The sequence below is a fragment of the Mycolicibacterium celeriflavum genome (assembly GCF_010731795.1).
Lineage (GTDB): Bacteria > Actinomycetota > Actinomycetes > Mycobacteriales > Mycobacteriaceae > Mycobacterium > Mycobacterium celeriflavum.
Genome location: NZ_AP022591.1, coordinates 3,976,142 through 3,991,414, shown reverse-complemented (window position 1 = coordinate 3,991,414; position 15,273 = coordinate 3,976,142). Strand labels below are relative to the sequence as shown.

The 15,273-nt window shown below is 66.4% G+C and carries 14 protein-coding genes and 1 pseudogene; 4 read left to right on the top strand and 11 right to left on the bottom strand.

Going from position 1 to position 15,273, the window contains the following annotated elements; genetic code table 11:
• Positions 1-307 precede the first annotated feature (307 nt).
• From ctaD to G6N18_RS19300, 6 genes are all read right to left on the bottom strand, one after another.
• Positions 308-1,996, bottom strand: a complete 1,689-nt coding sequence (ctaD, locus tag G6N18_RS19325) for an aa3-type cytochrome oxidase subunit I (protein ID WP_067215580.1) — start codon at positions 1,994-1,996, stop codon at positions 308-310.
• A 134-nt stretch (positions 1,997-2,130) separates the two neighbouring features.
• Entirely contained in the window at positions 2,131-2,610 is a 480-nt protein-coding gene (locus G6N18_RS19320; protein WP_067215584.1) for a GreA/GreB family elongation factor, read from the bottom strand.
• A 92-nt stretch (positions 2,611-2,702) separates the two neighbouring features.
• Positions 2,703-3,992: an NAD(P)/FAD-dependent oxidoreductase gene (locus tag G6N18_RS19315; protein ID WP_276060984.1), complete on the bottom strand. Its 1,290-nt coding sequence runs from the start codon at positions 3,990-3,992 to the stop codon at positions 2,703-2,705.
• A 147-nt stretch (positions 3,993-4,139) separates the two neighbouring features.
• Complete coding sequence (locus G6N18_RS19310) at positions 4,140-5,666, bottom strand: PucR family transcriptional regulator (protein WP_083006650.1); 1,527 nt, start codon at positions 5,664-5,666, stop codon at positions 4,140-4,142.
• Between the two features lie 31 nt (positions 5,667-5,697).
• Positions 5,698-6,549: an SDR family oxidoreductase gene (locus G6N18_RS19305; protein WP_276060983.1), complete on the bottom strand. Its 852-nt coding sequence runs from the start codon at positions 6,547-6,549 to the stop codon at positions 5,698-5,700.
• A gap of 30 nt (positions 6,550-6,579) precedes the next feature.
• A complete protein-coding gene (locus G6N18_RS19300) occupies positions 6,580-7,512 on the bottom strand; it encodes an enoyl-CoA hydratase (RefSeq protein WP_067215594.1) in 933 nt (310 codons plus the stop codon).
• A gap of 119 nt (positions 7,513-7,631) precedes the next feature.
• Here G6N18_RS19300 and G6N18_RS19295 point away from each other — a divergent pair, with 119 nt between their 5' ends.
• Positions 7,632-7,988 carry a hypothetical protein gene (locus G6N18_RS19295; protein ID WP_234783567.1) on the top strand — a complete coding sequence of 119 codons (357 nt, stop codon included), beginning with the start codon at positions 7,632-7,634 and terminating at the stop codon, positions 7,986-7,988.
• 97 nt (positions 7,989-8,085) lie between these two features.
• Positions 8,086-8,442, top strand: coding sequence for a hypothetical protein (locus G6N18_RS19290; protein ID WP_067215601.1), 357 nt, complete (start codon positions 8,086-8,088; stop codon positions 8,440-8,442).
• Positions 8,443-8,452: 10 nt separating this feature from the next.
• Here G6N18_RS19290 and G6N18_RS19285 read toward each other — a convergent pair.
• Positions 8,453-9,413: pseudogene (locus tag G6N18_RS19285) on the bottom strand (IS481 family transposase).
• Between the two features lie 158 nt (positions 9,414-9,571).
• Between G6N18_RS19285 and G6N18_RS24275 the strand changes: the two are divergent.
• On the top strand, positions 9,572-9,736 hold the full coding sequence (locus G6N18_RS24275; RefSeq protein ID WP_109749604.1) for a hypothetical protein: 165 nt from the start codon (positions 9,572-9,574) through the stop codon (positions 9,734-9,736).
• Entirely contained in the window at positions 9,737-11,218 is a 1,482-nt protein-coding gene (locus G6N18_RS19280) for an alpha,alpha-trehalose-phosphate synthase (UDP-forming) (RefSeq protein ID WP_083007357.1), read from the top strand. It abuts the gene before it with no gap.
• Here G6N18_RS19280 and G6N18_RS19275 read toward each other — a convergent pair.
• Genes G6N18_RS19275 through G6N18_RS19260 form a run of 4 tightly spaced genes read right to left on the bottom strand, consistent with a single transcriptional unit; the run spans position 11,205 to position 15,270 of the window.
• A complete protein-coding gene (locus G6N18_RS19275) occupies positions 11,205-11,687 on the bottom strand; it encodes a mammalian cell entry protein (protein ID WP_083007359.1) in 483 nt (160 codons plus the stop codon). The genes G6N18_RS19280 and G6N18_RS19275 overlap by 14 nt on opposite strands.
• Entirely contained in the window at positions 11,687-12,376 is a 690-nt protein-coding gene (locus tag G6N18_RS19270) for an Rv1363c family protein (RefSeq protein ID WP_083007362.1), read from the bottom strand. Before G6N18_RS19270 ends, G6N18_RS19275 begins: the two co-directional genes overlap by 1 nt.
• Complete coding sequence (locus tag G6N18_RS19265; RefSeq protein WP_083007364.1) at positions 12,376-14,124, bottom strand: virulence factor Mce family protein; 1,749 nt, start codon at positions 14,122-14,124, stop codon at positions 12,376-12,378. Before G6N18_RS19265 ends, G6N18_RS19270 begins: the two co-directional genes overlap by 1 nt.
• Positions 14,125-15,270: an MCE family protein gene (locus tag G6N18_RS19260; RefSeq protein WP_109749605.1), complete on the bottom strand. Its 1,146-nt coding sequence runs from the start codon at positions 15,268-15,270 to the stop codon at positions 14,125-14,127.
• Between the last annotated feature and the right edge of the window lie 3 nt (positions 15,271-15,273).

The following is a 15,273-nucleotide window of genomic DNA, read 5'->3' as shown; positions in this document are numbered from 1 at the left end:
ACGCTGTAACGCCGCTACGTATCCGCTAGTGCGCCGCCCTCGGCTTCCCACCGGTGCAGAGCGACGTGGGTGAGCATCTGATCGTCGTTGTGCCGCGATCCGTTTTCGGATGAATTGCATGCGATCATGTCTGCTGCCCTCGTTCGGTCGTGTAGTCAAGCGCCCAGAACCCGCTTCGTCGGGCTCGGGACACCTTCCATGGTGCTCTGTCCCGGGCCGACTCGGGTTGCACCAGTACGACAACGGCAGCGTGAGTTGTTGTTCGCGCACGACAACCGCCCAGTCATGCGCGACCCGCGGAAACGTCCTAGCTGCGGTCGGGTTCGGTGCGCGGGCCGAAACCGGTCGGCGACTCGCCCGCGGTGGCGTGCCTGCCGATGTGCGACTCGGCGCGCATCCGGTCGACCATGTGCGGGTAGTGCAATTCGAAAGCGGGCCGCTCCGAACGGATCCGGGGCAGCTCGGTGAAGTTGTGCCGCGGCGGCGGGCACGACGTCGCCCACTCCAGCGAGTTGCCATAACCCCACGGATCGTCGACGGTGACCGGCTCGCCGTAACGCCAGCTCTTGAACACATTCCAGGTGAACGGAAGCACCGAGACGCCGAGGATGAACGCGCCGATCGACGACACGACGTTGAGCGTGGTGAACCCGTCCGTCGGCAGGTAGTCCGCATAGCGCCGCGGCATGCCGTCGTTACCGAGCCAGTGCTGCACCAGGAAGGTGGTGTGGAATCCGATCAACGTCAACCAGAAATGCAGCTTGCCCAGTCGCTCGTCGAGCAGCCGGCCGGTCATCTTCGGGAACCAGAAATAGATGCCCGCGTAGGTGGCGAACACGATGGTGCCGAACAGCACGTAGTGGAAATGTGCCACGACGAAATAGCTGTCGGTGACGTGGAAGTCCAGCGGCGGGCTGGCCAGCATGACGCCGGTGAGCCCGCCGAGCAGGAAGGTCACCAGGAATCCGATCGAGAACAGCATCGGTGTCTCGAACGTCAACTGGCCCTTCCACATCGTGCCGATCCAGTTGAAGAATTTGATGCCCGTCGGCACCGCGATCAGATAGGTGGTGAACGCGAAGAAGGGCAGCAGCACCGCGCCGGTGGCGAACATGTGGTGCGCCCACACCACCACCGACAGCGCCGCGATGCCCAAGGTCGCGTACACCAACGTGGTGTAGCCGAAGATCGGCTTGCGGCTGAACACGGGGAAGATCTCGGTGACGATGCCGAAGAACGGCAACGCGACGATGTACACCTCGGGGTGGCCGAAGAACCAGAACAGGTGCTGGTACAAGAGCGGCCCGCCGTTGGCCGGGTCGTAGATGTGCGCGCCGAGGTGGCGGTCGGCGGCCAGGCCGAACAGCGCCGCGGTCAGAATCGGGAAGGCCATCAGCACGAGGATCGACGTCACCAGGATGTTCCAGGTGAAGATCGGCATCCGGAACATCGTCATGCCGGGTGCGCGCATGCACACCACGGTGGTGATCATGTTGACCCCGCCGAGGATGGTGCCCAGGCCGGCGACGGCCAACCCCAGGATCCACAGGTCCCCGCCGGCGCCGGGCGAGTGGATGGCGTTGCTCAGCGGCGCGTACGCGGTCCAGCCGAAGTCAGCCGCGCCGCCCGGGGTGATGAACCCGGCGAGCGCGATGAGCCCGCCGAACAGGAACAGCCAGAACGAGAACGCGTTGAGGCGCGGGAACGCCACGTCGGGCGCGCCGATCTGCAGCGGCAGCACCAGGTTGGCGAACCCGAACACGATCGGGGTCGCGTAGAACAGCAGCATCACCGTGCCGTGCATGGTGAACAGCTGGTTGTACTGCTCGTTGGAGAGGAACTGCAGCCCCGGCACACCCAGCTCGACCCGGATGAACAGCGCCATCAGCCCGCCGATGAAGAAGAAGACGAAGCAGGTGACGACGTACATGATGCCGATCAGCTTGTGATCGGTGGTGGTGATGAGGTTGTAAACCAAGTTGCCCCGCGGGCCCATCCTGGCCGGGAATGGCCGGCGGACCTCCAGTTGCGGAACCGAGGTGACTTCGGCAGTCAAAAGACCCTCCTTCGGCGCGGGGCGTAGGGGTCGTCGTGAATCCATCCTAGTTAGCCGCCAAGCGCGCCGAAAGGTTATTCGCGAAGCATCATCTCGTCGCCGCTGTGCAGGCCGTACGGCACCGCGGTGAGCATCGTGACGGACAGATCCGCCCCGCTGGGGAGTTTGAAGCTGCGTTGTTCACCAGGGCGGGCGCCGAGGATGGCCGCGCCCAGCGGCGACTGGACGGAGTAGACCTCCATGTCACCGTGCTCGGCACTTCGCACACCGAGGAGAAACGTCTCGACCTCGGCGGTGTCGTCGTAGCGAACCGTCACCACCATGCCCGGTTCGGCGATCCCGTCATCCGGCGGATCCTCGCCGACGACAGCGTTGATGAGCATCTCGTGGATCTCGCGGATGCGCGCCTGGCGGGCGCGTTTGACGGCGGACGCGTTCTCGCCCGCGTCTTCTTCACCGACTGCATTTGCGACGAGTTCACGAAGCGTGGCGAGTTCATCCTGCAGCCGCGCGTAGGCGTCCGGTGATATCCAAATTCGTTGTGCGATGGTCATTTCTGGTCCTTTCCAGGTACTCGAGTCGCGAGTCGGCCGGTCGCCATGGAGGGCGAGCAGACGAGGGGTTTCGATGGGTGGCGGGCGCCGGTCTAGGCGACCGCGCGTCGTAGCGGATCGAAGGGCCGCAGTGCTTCGGGCTGCTTCCCGGTGGTGATCTGTTCGGCCAGGAGTCGGCCGGTCACCGGACCGTGCGCGAGTCCCCACATTCCGTGCCCGCCTGCGACGTAGACGTTGCGCGACATCTCGCCGACCAGGGGTCTGCCGTCCGGGGTGATCGGCCGCGGACCGACCCAGATGTCGCTGCGCTCGGCCCACCGGACGCCTTGCAGCAGCGGGCTCGCGGAAGCGACGATCGCCCCCACCCGCTCGGCGGTCACCGGTTCGTGTGGGTCGCGGAACTCCATCGTGCCCGCCACGCGAAGGGCACCGTGGTAGGGCGTGCACGCGACTCGTACGTCGGGCAGGTAGATGGGCCCGGGGATCGGGCGGTCCACCGGCACGGTGAAGGAGTAGCCGCGACCGGACTCCACCGGGACGCGCAACCGGTGGCCCGTCAGCCGTGACATCCACGCACCGGTGGCGATCACCGCGGTGTCCGCGGTCAGGTGCTTGCCGTGGTAGGGCTGCACCACCACTTGGTTGCCGGAACTGAACACGCCACGCACGTCCAGCGTCAGGATGCGCGCCCCGCGCTCCTCGACCGTTCGGCCCAGGGCCTGGACGAATCGTCCTGGATCGACGAATCGCTGACCGTTGATGTTGATACCGGCGGTGATCGCCGGCGATGCCAGCGGCACCTGCTCCCGCAACGCCTCACCGGACAACCCGGTGACGAACAGCTTCTGGCCGGCCCGCTCGAGCGCGCGCAGTTCGCGCATCATGTTCTCGGCGTCATCGGTGTTGCGGAACACCGCGGTGATCGGAGCGTCGGTCACCGGCGCGTCGACACCGTTCGCGATGAGAACGTCGAATGCTTCGATGCATTCTTCGTTCAGCGGCACACTGGCCTCCACCGCCTGGCGCCACGCCGAGGGCCGGCAGTTGGCGGCGAACTGCATCAGAAACAGCCACAACGCGCCGTCGATGCTCAGCGGGATGTGCAGCGGCGCGCTGCGGTCACGCAACGAGCGCAGCGCATAGCGCAGCACCTTCGGCGAGTTCAAGGGCAGGGTCAGCGCGGGCGCGACCCAGCCGGCGTTACCCCAGGAGGCGCCGCCGGCCACCCCGCTCCGGTCGACGACCGTGACTTCGACACCGCGCTCCTGCAGAAACCAGGCCGTCGACAAACCGACGATCCCGGCGCCGATCACGATCGCAGACCGCGGCCCACCGTCCATCCGCTCGCCGCTGACCACGGAGATACCTCCATTGCCGAACATTGCCGAACATTGCCGACATTGCCGGCTGTCCAACCATGGTGCGGCCGGTCGCCTCATCGCGTATTGCCGCGCCAGGACAATCCGCGGCGCTGCCGTTGTGGTGATCCGACAACAGTCAGACCTGCGCCGAGGAAGCGGCGAATCGTTTCAGTCGGCGTCGATGGCGGCGAGTTCGATCATGATGGCCAGCCGCTTACGGGCGTCGTCCAGCGGCAGTTCGGTGATCTCGGCCATCTTGCGCAGCCGGTACCGCACGGTGTTCTCGTGCACGCCCAGGCGGACGCCCGCCTGGACGGGGTCGCCCAGCGCCTCCAGCCATGCCCTCAGCGTCGAGACGTACTCCGTGGCGTGGTCTTGATCGTGACGGCGCAGTTCGGCGACCGGCCCCCGGTCCGGGGTGCGGCCGGACTGCGCCGCGGTGCGAAGTCGCTGCAACAGGATCTCGTCCCAGGATTCGTCGTAGGCGGGGGGTACGGCGGTCGACGGCCTGATCTCGTGCAGCGCGAGGCATTCGTCGGCTTCCTGACGCGCCGCGGGTAGGTCGGTGGTGATGGCCGCCTTGCTGATGCCGGCCAACACGGTGACGCGGTCGGGCAGGGCCGCCCGTAAGCCGGTGACCCATCTGCGAGCGGGGTCAGCCAGCTCGCCCGGCAGCAGCGTGTAGATGGTGTTGCCCGCCAGCGCACTGCGCCCCGGACGCGACCAACCGAAGCCGGCGGTCGCCCTCTCGAACGCCAGCAGCAGCGCGGCGTCGTGTTCGGCGCCGATGAATGCCCGCACGGCGATGACCCGCATCGGTCCCTGCGAGAGGCCGAGTCTGCTGGCGGCTGCCGCGGCGGCCGCACTGCCGTCAAGGAGTCCGAGCACCAATTCGGATTCGACCTGGCGCTCCAGATCTGCACTGGCGCGGGACCGCAGCAGATGCAGAGCCACCGTGCGGGCACCGTCGGCCAACGCCGTGCGTTCGGGTTCGGCCAACGGCTCAGGGCACGCAACCCACACGGAGCCCATCAGTTCCCGCCCGGACCGCACCGCGACAACCATGCGGCCGGACAACCCCTGACCGGTGTCGGGCCCGACGAACAGCGGCTCGTCGGAGTTCACCAGATGGGCGAACACGCCTTGCGCGTCGAAGAATTCGCGCAAGGACTCCGGCGCCTGCCTGCTCATGATCGTCGCCACCCGCGCCGGGTCGGCGTTCTCCTGCATCGTCGAGTACGCAAGCACGCGCGACAGCGGGTCCTCGATGGTGACCCCGCCGCCGGTCGCTTCGGCCAGGCTGTCGGCGAGCGCGAACAGATCCGTTGGCCCGCGCCCGGATTCGGTTTCCCGCCCCTCGAGCACCAGCCCGTAGACGACGGCGGCGAGCTCGCTCCAGGACACGGTCTGATCGACGACCATCACCGCGACCCCCTCGACCATGCCCGCGAATGTGGTGTCGTCGTCGCCGTCGCGCAGGAGGACCACCACCGCACGCGCCGAAACCGCCCATCGCAGCGCCTCGTTGACGGTTCGCGCCCCGATCGCCATCAGCACGTCACCGGTGATCGTGCGGCCGCCGACCATTTCGTGCATCACCACGCTGCCCAGCTCCCTGGAACGCGGGATCGGGCAGAAGCGCAGCCGCACGCCGTAACTACCCAGCACGTTGACGAGCCGGTCCAAGGTGACCACGTGACCGACGTTACCGGGCTGGGCGGAGCGGCTAGGTGGAGACGACTCCCCGCAAGCCGTCCGCGCCGAACAGCGGCTCGAGCATCGACGAGTAGTCCGGGCCGCGGCGCACGAGTTGTCCGCCGTCGACGTTGATGACCTGGCCGGTGATGAAGCTGGAGGCATCGCTGAGGAGGAAGAGCGACGCATTCGCGATGTCGTCGACCTCGCCGGGCCGCGGCAGCGGCGTACACGCGGCGTAATCACCGCTGAGTTCCGGGGATTCGAGTACCGGCGCGACGAGTTCGGTGCGGATCAGACCGGGCCGGATGCAGTTGACCCGCACCCAGGACGCGCCGAGTTCGTCAGCGGCCAACTGCATCATGTGGTCGATGCCGGCCTTGGAGACCCCGTAGGCGCCGAACCAGCGGTGGGTGTTACTCGCAGCGATCGACGAGATGCCGATGAACGAGCCGCCGCCCCCGCGCACCATCTCCCGCGCCGAATGTTTGAGCACGTACATGGTGCCGTTGATGTTCAGGTCGACGGTGCGGCGCCACAACTCCGAGTCGATCTGCGTGATCGGTCCGATCGTCTCACTGCCGCCCGCGCAGTGCACGACGCCGTACAGCCGACCGGTCCACGCCGTAGTCGCCTCCACGACGCGGGCCACTTCGTCTTCGTTGGTCACATCGGCCGGTTCGTAGAGCACCGAGCCCGAACCGCCCTGCGCTGTGATCTCGTCGGCGGCTTTGGAGAGTTTGTCGGCGTTGCGGCCGACGAGCATCGCGTTTCCGCCGGCCGCCACCACCGCGGCGGCCACACCCTTACCAATGCCGCTGCCACCACCGGTGACCAGTACCGTCCGCCCCGCCAACGACAACTCCACCGCAGATCCCTTCATCAGATGACTAGAACAGGTTCTGGTTATACGTCACGGCTCGTCGCGGCGGGCGGGCTTCGGCGCCCCGAGTGTGCGCCAGTCCGGCACATTCGGCGGAAGCCCCACGGGATAACGGTTCTCGTTGTGCGCCGCCCAGTGCGCGTGCCCGAGTTCGTGGATGTGGAATGCGTGCCGCAACGCCTCGGTGAAACCCATCGCGTCGGCTGCGGCATTCACCGAATCCTTGACAAGCAGGGCCGCCATGGTCGGGCGCTCGGCGATGCGTCGGGCGAACTCGAGCGTCTTGTCCTCGAGTCCCTCGCGCGGGAAAACCTTCGACACCATACCGAGCCGGTAGGCCTCATCGGCATCGATCGAATCACCGGTCAGCAGAAGCTCTTTGGCCTTGCGAGCACCGAATTCCCATGGGTGCGCGTAGTATTCCACGCCCGGCATGCCCATCCTGACGCCCACCACGTCGCTGAATTTTGCGTCGTCGGCGGCGACGATCAGGTCGCAGGCCCAGATCAACATCAGGCCGGCGGATATCGCGTTGCCCTGCACTTGGGCGATGGTGATCTTGCGCAGATCCCGCCAGCGACGGGTGTTCTCGAAGAAGAAGTGCCACTCCTGCAGATATGTCCGCTCGGCGATCGCGGGCACGGTGGCGCCGTGCGACTGGAACGTCGGATGTTGCGCAGGGCCCGGCTTGCGTTCCAACATCGCCTCTTCGGACCCGAGATCGTGGCCGGCCGAGAAGTTCTTGCCACGCGCGGCGAGGATCACCACCCGCACCCGGTCGTCGGCCTCCGCGCGGCCGAATGCCTCGTCCAACTGCACGAGCAGCGTGCGCGACTGGGCGTTCTGCGCCTGCGGTCGGTTGAGCCAGATGCGGGCGATCTGGCCGTCGTCCAGCGTTTCGTACGTCACCTGTTGCGCTGCATCGCCTCCGGCGTCGGCGCTTGTCAGATCAGGGCTCGCCATCGCGGACCACCTCGCTTGCGTTGTTCGGCTTACTGCACATTACGGTGCCGCCCACCCCGCACTATCCCGGCCCGTGCCAAACGTGCGCATACGCAAAGGCAAGCTCCTACAATCGCGAAATGGCGAATTCCTCGTTCCCGATTCGACGGATTGTCCTGGCCGGCGGGTTCCTCATGGCGGTCGCGGCCGCGCCCGTGCTCGGCCTGTCTGTCGCACCGGGACCGGACGCAGCGGTGGCTCAGGGGGGCTGCCAGTCGGGCGAGGAAGCGGACCAGTTCACGACGACGTGTGTGCCGTATCTGGTGCCGAGTGCGCCGCCGTTGTTCCAGACCACGGCGGCCAATCCGGACGTTCCGGAGATCGACGGTATTCCGTGCATCGGGCACAATTCCGGGGCCTGCATGGGGCTGGCCGAGGACGAGGAAGCGGCGGGCCCACCGGCGCAACCCCGATCCATCATCAGTTCCAGCCCGTAGCCACCGGCCCGGTAACTCGGCGAAGCTGTGCAGAAACCTGCTGGCTTCCATAGAATTCATGCCGACGACACGGTTGACGACTACAGGAAGCGTGACGATGGCGACCATGAAGTTCCCCGCACAACGACTGATGATTGCCGGTGGCTTTGCGGTTGCGATCGCCGCGGCGCCGGTGCTCGCCACGTTCGCAGCGCCCACGCCGGTTGTGGGGCCGGTGGCCCAGAGCTGCTCCGGTGGCGAAGAGCCCGACCAGTTCACCGGCGTGTGCGTGCCTCACACGGTGCCGAACGCCGGTTCGACGTTCAGCACGCCGGCCGGTAACCCGGACGTGCCGGAGGTGCTGGGCGTCCCGTGCATCGGCCACAACCAGGGTGGCTGCATCGGCCTGGACGAGGAGGCCCAGGCTGAGCAGGTGACTCCGCCGCCGGCGCCGGTCTTCAGCCACAGCCCCTAGTTGTACTCGGTCATGAGGTTGGTTGCAGTCGGCTGATGGGCGGCAGTCCACCGAGTGCGCTGTGACGCCGTTGAGTGTTGTAGTACTTGAGCCAGGGGGCAAGGGCTGCGGCGCGTTGGCTGTTGGAGGTGAAGACGCGCTTGTAGGCCCATTCGGTCTGCAGCGTGCGGTTGAGGCGTTCCACCTTTCCGTTCTGCCAGGGGCAATGCGGCTTGATGAAGATCTGGCGAGCGCCCAGCTCAGCGCTGACTTCGCGTAGCGAGTATCGGTAGGCCCAGGCGTTGTCGGTCATGATCTGTTCGATGGCAGGGATGCCGTGGGCGCAGAAGTAGGCTGCGGCGCGGCGCAGAAACCCAGCGCAGCTGGAGCCTTTCTCGTCGGGAAGGATTTCGCTGTAGGCCAGCCGGCTGTAGTCATCAACAAGTGAGTGGATGTAGTCAAACCCGTTACGCCGGTTGACATCTAAGCCAGTGTTACCGCGCCCGTGTGCGCCAACCGCCTCCGTCGGGTATGCGGCCCAGCTTCTTGACGTCCATATGGACCAGTTCACCGGGCCGGGATCGTTCATAACGTACGGCGGTGGCCTTGGAGGCGCGGATAACGTGACCGGTCATCGGGTCACAGTCACGCAAATAGGGCACGTCGCGTCGGCGCAGCACACGCGACACCGTGCGGGCGCACACACCCAGCTTCGCGCTGATCTCGTCGGGACCGCAGCGGTGCCGACGCCGCCAAGCCACGATCTGATTTTCGAGGCCGTGGGTAACCCGGGTGGGCGTGGTATGCGGGCGCGAGGGCCGGTCGCACAGGCCCGCCTCGCCGTCGGTTTCGTAGCGAGTGATCCAGGTGTGTACGCACTTGCGCGACACCCCCATCGCCTTGGCGATATGGGCTTTAGCCCAGCCGGCCTGATACCGCTGCACTATCAGCAGTCGGCCGTGAAACGTCGTACGGGCATTACGGTGGGACACGAGAACCTCCGGACGGTGGTGGACCTAGACAAGCCACACCTCATCCGGAGGTTCTCCTCACATCAAGCCGACACGCCTGCTACCAACGTCCTGTCCCGGTACACCTAGTCAGCGGGTTGCCGGACCGCGGCGAGGGCACCTTCGCCTAGAGTTGTCGTATGCCTGCCAAATCAGATCCCGCCGAGCTCGGCGACGTCGAACCGCTCGCCGACAGCACTGCGCGCCAGGCGCGGCGCGTTGTCGCCGCGTACGCGACCGACGCCGACGAATGCCGGGTCTTCCTCTCGATGCTCGGCATTGGACCGTCGAAACACGAGGCGTAAGTGACTCCGGGAGGCGGTCCGCGGGCCGGCTCCGGGAACGCCGACTTCGTGGTGGTGGCCAACCGGCTGCCCATCGACATGGAGCGGCTGCCCGACGGCAGCACCACCTGGAAGAGAAGCCCCGGCGGGCTGGTGACCGCCCTGGAGCCGTTGCTCCGCAGTCGGCAGGGGGCGTGGATCGGCTGGCCCGGGATACCCGATGCCGATGATGCGCCGATCGAGCAGGACGACATGACCCTGTGCCCGGTCAACCTGTCCGCCGACGACGTCGCCGAGTACTACGAAGGCTTCTCCAACGCGACGCTGTGGCCGCTGTACCACGATGTGATCGTCAAGCCGATCTACCACCGCGAGTGGTGGGACACCTACGTGGAGGTGAACCGCCGCTTCGCCGAGGCCACCGCGAAGAACGCCGCGCAGGGCGCGACCGTCTGGGTGCAGGACTACCAACTGCAGTTGGTGCCCAAGATGTTGCGTACACTGCGCCCGGACCTGACCATCGGCTTCTTTCTGCACATTCCGTTCCCACCGGTCGAACTGTTCATGCAGATGCCGTGGCGCACCGAGATCGTCGAGGGCCTGCTCGGCGCGGACCTCGTCGGCTTCCATCTGCCCGGCGGGGCACAGAACTTCCTCATCTTGGCGCGAAGATTGGTGGGCGCCAACACTTCCCGTGCGACGATCGGCGTCCGGTCGCGGTTCGGTGAGATCGATGTCGGCGCACGCACCGTGAAGGTCGGTGCCTTCCCGATCTCCATTGACTCGACGGCTCTGGATCAGCAGTCTCGCTCGCGGTCCATCCGCCAGCGAGCCTTGGAGATTCGCAACGAGCTGGGCAACCCCCGCAAGATCCTGCTGGGTGTCGACCGGCTGGACTACACCAAAGGCATCGACGTGCGGCTGCGGGCGTTCTCCGAACTGCTCGCCGAGGGTAGGGCCGACCGCGAGGACACCGTGTTCGTGCAACTTGCGACGCCGAGCCGGGAGCGAGTCGAGAGCTACATCGAGATGCGGCAGGACATCGAACGCCAGGTCGGCCACATCAACGGCGAGTACGGCGAGGTCGGGCATCCGATCGTGCACTACCTCCACCGTCCGGTGCCGCGCGACGAGTTGATCGCATTCTTCGTGGCGGCCGACGTCATGCTGGTGACGCCGCTACGCGATGGGATGAACCTGGTCGCCAAGGAGTACGTGGCATGCCGCAGCGATCTGGGCGGCGCGCTGGTGCTCAGCGAGTTCACCGGCGCCGCAGCAGAATTGCGTCAGGCTTACCTCGCCAACCCGCATCATCTGGAGGGCGTCAAGGACGCCATCGAAGCGGCGCTGAACCAATCACCCGAGGAGGGCAGGCGCCGGATGCGGGCGCTTCGCAGGCAGGTGCTGGCCCACGACGTCGACCGCTGGGCGCGGGCGTTCCTGGAAGCGCTGGCCTCGAAGCGCTCCGCCGACGAGCTACCGGCGTCGGCTAGATCGGAGTGATGTACTGGATCAGCCACTTGCCGTCGACCTTCTGATAGTCGACCCGCAACCGGCTGCCGTCGTAAATCGGCTCCTTGGACTTGTCGGTGACGGTGCGGTTCATATACACCATCACCGACGCTGAATTGCGTTGCGCGTCCATGACTCCCACCCCGACCACATTGGCCTGGCTGACCAGTTGGCGGTCCCGTGCCTGCGGAATGATGTCCTTGTCGGCGCGGTCGCGGAACTCCTGGCGATAGCTCGGGGTGAGCATCGGATAGACCTCGTTGAGCGTGCGTTCGACGGTCTGGTAGTCGTAGCCGAAGACCTTCGGGATCTGCTGTTCCGCCAGCGGCGCGAGAGTGGTACGCGCGGCCTGCTCGCCGCGCTGCTCGACCCGGTTCCAGTACAGCCCGCCGCCGACGGCCGCGGCTGCGATGAAGGCGACCGCGAGCAGAACGGACAGCGCACCGACGAGGCGGCGCATCAATTGCCCCCATCGGGGTATTCGAGGTCGTAGCCCGACATGTTTCCGTTGTCGTCCTCGTGCACGATAACCCGTAACCGATACGGTTGCGACGGTTGGTTGTTGCCGTCGAGGTCGGTGACCGTGACCCGCGCCGACACCAGTATCGCGGCGTTCTTCGAGACTTCGTCGATCTTCTCCAGCGCGGCACCGTTGATCACCGCCTCGGCGCTGGCCTCGGTGCTCCGGAACAGCAGCTTCAGGTTCTGGGTGTTGTCACCCTCAGTCATCATCGCGCGCAGCGGGCCGCTGGTGCTGTTGACGAAGCGGTCGACGCTGGCGTCGATGGTGTCCTGTTCATAGCTGAACATGTTGACCACCAACTGCGATGCCGTGTCGACGAAACGCTGCTCTCGCGCCTGGGCGGCCTCGGCGTCCCGCTGTTGCCCGACCATCAACGTGCCCAGTCCCGCCAGCACCGCTATCGCGACGACGGCGGCCGCGAGGAAGACGACGGCGACCAGCTTCCGGTTCGGCTGCCTGCGCGGCGGGGGCCCGGCGGGTTTGGGCAACCGGGCGCGCAGTGGCTTTGCCGGGTCGACTCGGCCGGTCGCCGCCGGTTCGCCACTCGCCGGCCCGGCCGGGCGGGACGCGCGCCGACGTCCCTTGGGCCCCGGCACCGTCGCCGTCGATCCAGTGTTATCCGTCATCACGCCTGCCTTGGAGCCAACATCAAATCCACCCAGTTCTCTGCAGGCGCCAGTTTGTCAGTACCGGCCGCGAATATGCCACTTCCGCCCTCAGGGTCGACGAACTTGCCGTTCTGGTCGTAGGTCGCGATCATCGGGCCCATCCCGGTCCTAGCAGCCATCGGCGCCTCGGCGGGCAGTGGCGGACCACCCGCCGACGGCGATGCCGGAGCGACAGCCGGCCGTGGCGGCGCGGGCCCCGCCGGCGGCAGCGGTGGTGTCCTGGCGTACGGCGGCACCACATGATCCGGCGGTGCGAAGAACGGCCACGCCGGCGGCAGTGTCGGCGGAACCTCGTTCGGCGGCACCGGCAGCGGGAAGGGCGCATGCGGCGCCGGACCCGGGCCCGGTGGGACGCCGGGCGGCAACTGCACCGCCGGGGGACCCGGGTCGGGGTCGACCTGTGGTGGGATGTACGGGAACTTGTTCGGCGGCAGAATGTTGCGCCCGTCCTCAGGCGTGTCGTCCTCCATGACGTCCATCGGGGTACCGACCGGCACCGGCGGCCCCCGCCACGGGTTGTTGCCGATCGGGACGTACCCGCGCGGATCACGGCACAGCTGAATCGTCGGCGCGCGCTTGCCGGGGAACTCCTGGCACGGATAGTTGCGCGCACCACGCACGACGCTGGGATCGTTGTGCGGCACCTTGCAGTACAAATCGTTAGGCAGGTTTCGTAGCGTCTCGTCTGCGGGTGAGCGAATTTCCGTGGCGGGGACGAAACCTGTTGAGCAGCCCGGGGGGTCTTGCAGGTAAATCTTGAAGTCGAGCTTCCCTCCCTCGTCCGCCGGCACCCCCCCTGCGACGGTGTTCAAAGCGGCGATCAATGCCGGGAATACCACCAGCGAGTGCTCGAGGGACTTGCGGTAAATGACGCCGATCCGGCCGAAATTCGCCAGATTGGCCGCCAGCACCGGGAAGGACGGCCGGATGCCGCTGAACAGCTCGTTGGCCTCGGCTGTCGTGCCGGGCACGGACTGCAGCGTCGTGCGCAACTGTGGGTCGGCATTGGCCACGTGCGTCATCAGCTTCGCTAGCCCGTCCACCAGCGATCGGATGTCGTCACCGCTGCGAATCTGCGCGTCGAGGAACGGTCCGGCCTGATCGATCAGCTGCGTTGTCAGCCCGTAGTTCGCGTTGGCCTCGTCCACCAGCAGCCGCGACGATTCGATGAGCCTGGCCAGCTCGGGACCGGACCCGTTGAACGCCGTGAACGCCTCGCGCAACAGCTCCTGGATGCGGCTGTCGCCGACGCTGCTGACCAGCGCGTCGGCCTCACGCAGCAGGCCGGCGATGTCCTGTCCGATCGCCGTGCGGTCCACGCCGATGTTGTCCCCGTTGCGCAACATTGATTGCGATGGATCCTCTGGTGGCACCAGGTCGATGTACTGCTCGCCGACGGCCGAGACGCTCTTGACCGTGGCAGTGACGTTCTCGGGGACCGGCGTTCCGCTGTTGAGCCGCATGTCGGCGACGATGCTGTCCTGGTCGAGCCCGACCGAGGTCACTCGCCCGATGGTCACGCCCCGGTAGGTGACGTTCGCGTTCTCGTAGAGGCCGCCGCCGGCAACGAAGTTGGCGCTGACATTGTAGGCGCCGATCCCGACGGCGGCGGGCAACTTCAGGTAGAAGAGCGAGATCGCGCCAACAGTCAGCACGGTGACGATCGCGAAGATCGACAGTTGAAAGCGGGTGAGGCGGTTCAGCATTTAAGGTCCCTGGTGCTGTGTCGCTGTGCCCGGCGGGATTTCGAACGGATCGGCAGCCTGCCCAGAGAGGTTCGCCAGCGAGCCGGTCATGAAGTCGGGCGGGGTGATGACTTCGTCCATCCGCTTCATGTTCGGGTCCAGGCCCCATGACGTGGTGAAGATCGACTCACCTAAGCGCCGCAGGGTCAGGTCGAACGTGACGTACACGTTCAAGTAATCGCCGCGCACCGCGTTCTTCAGGTACTGGTAGTGGAACGGGAACGTCGGTAAGAACTCAAGGTCCTTGATGAAGAAGTCGGCGTTGTCGTTGAATGCCTTGATGATCGGGTACAGGGCCTTGAAATCGGCGGCGAAGTCGTCCTTGGTCTGCTGCAGGATCCGCGACGCCACGGTGGCGAAGCGCTGCAAGGCTGCGAACGCGTCCACGATGTTGGCCCGGTTGTCATTGAGTACCTTCAGCGCCGCGGGCAGACGGTCCAGTGTGCGTCCCAACCCGTCCCTGCTGCGCGCCAGGATTCCGGCGAATCGATCGAGCCCCTCCATCGCGGCGATGATGTCGTTCGTCTGCCGGTCCAGCGAGCTCGTCAGGTCGGCGAGCCGGGGGATCAGGTCGGTGAAGGTGCCTTCGCGTCCGGCGACGGCGTTGTACATCTCGTCCGTGATGTCCTGTAACGCACCGAGATTGCCCTTGTTCACCACGACGCCCAGCGACGACAGCACTTCCTCGGTGGTCGGATAGCGGCCGGTACGGTCAAGCGGGATGTTCGAGCCGTTCTTCAGGTGTCCGACGCCGGGCTGACCGACGGGCTCAGCGAGCTCGATGTGCTGTGAGCCCAGCAGCGACGTCTGTGCCACCGTCGCAGTGGCGTTCTCCGGGAGGTCGACGTTCCCGTCCAGCGACAGTTGTACCGCCGCATAGAACGTGCCGTCGGAGCGCTGCACCGCATCGATGCCGGAGACGCTGCCGACCGTGACGTCGTCGATCATGACCGGCGAGTTCTGCGGCAGAGTCGCCACATCGGGCAGCTCGACGGTGATCTTGTAGGAGCCCGCGCCGTGGCCGGCGGTGCCCGGCATGTTCAGCGAGTTGAGCCCGCCGAACGAGCAGCCTGCCAGCACCACCGCCAACGTCGGCAGTGCGATCATCCT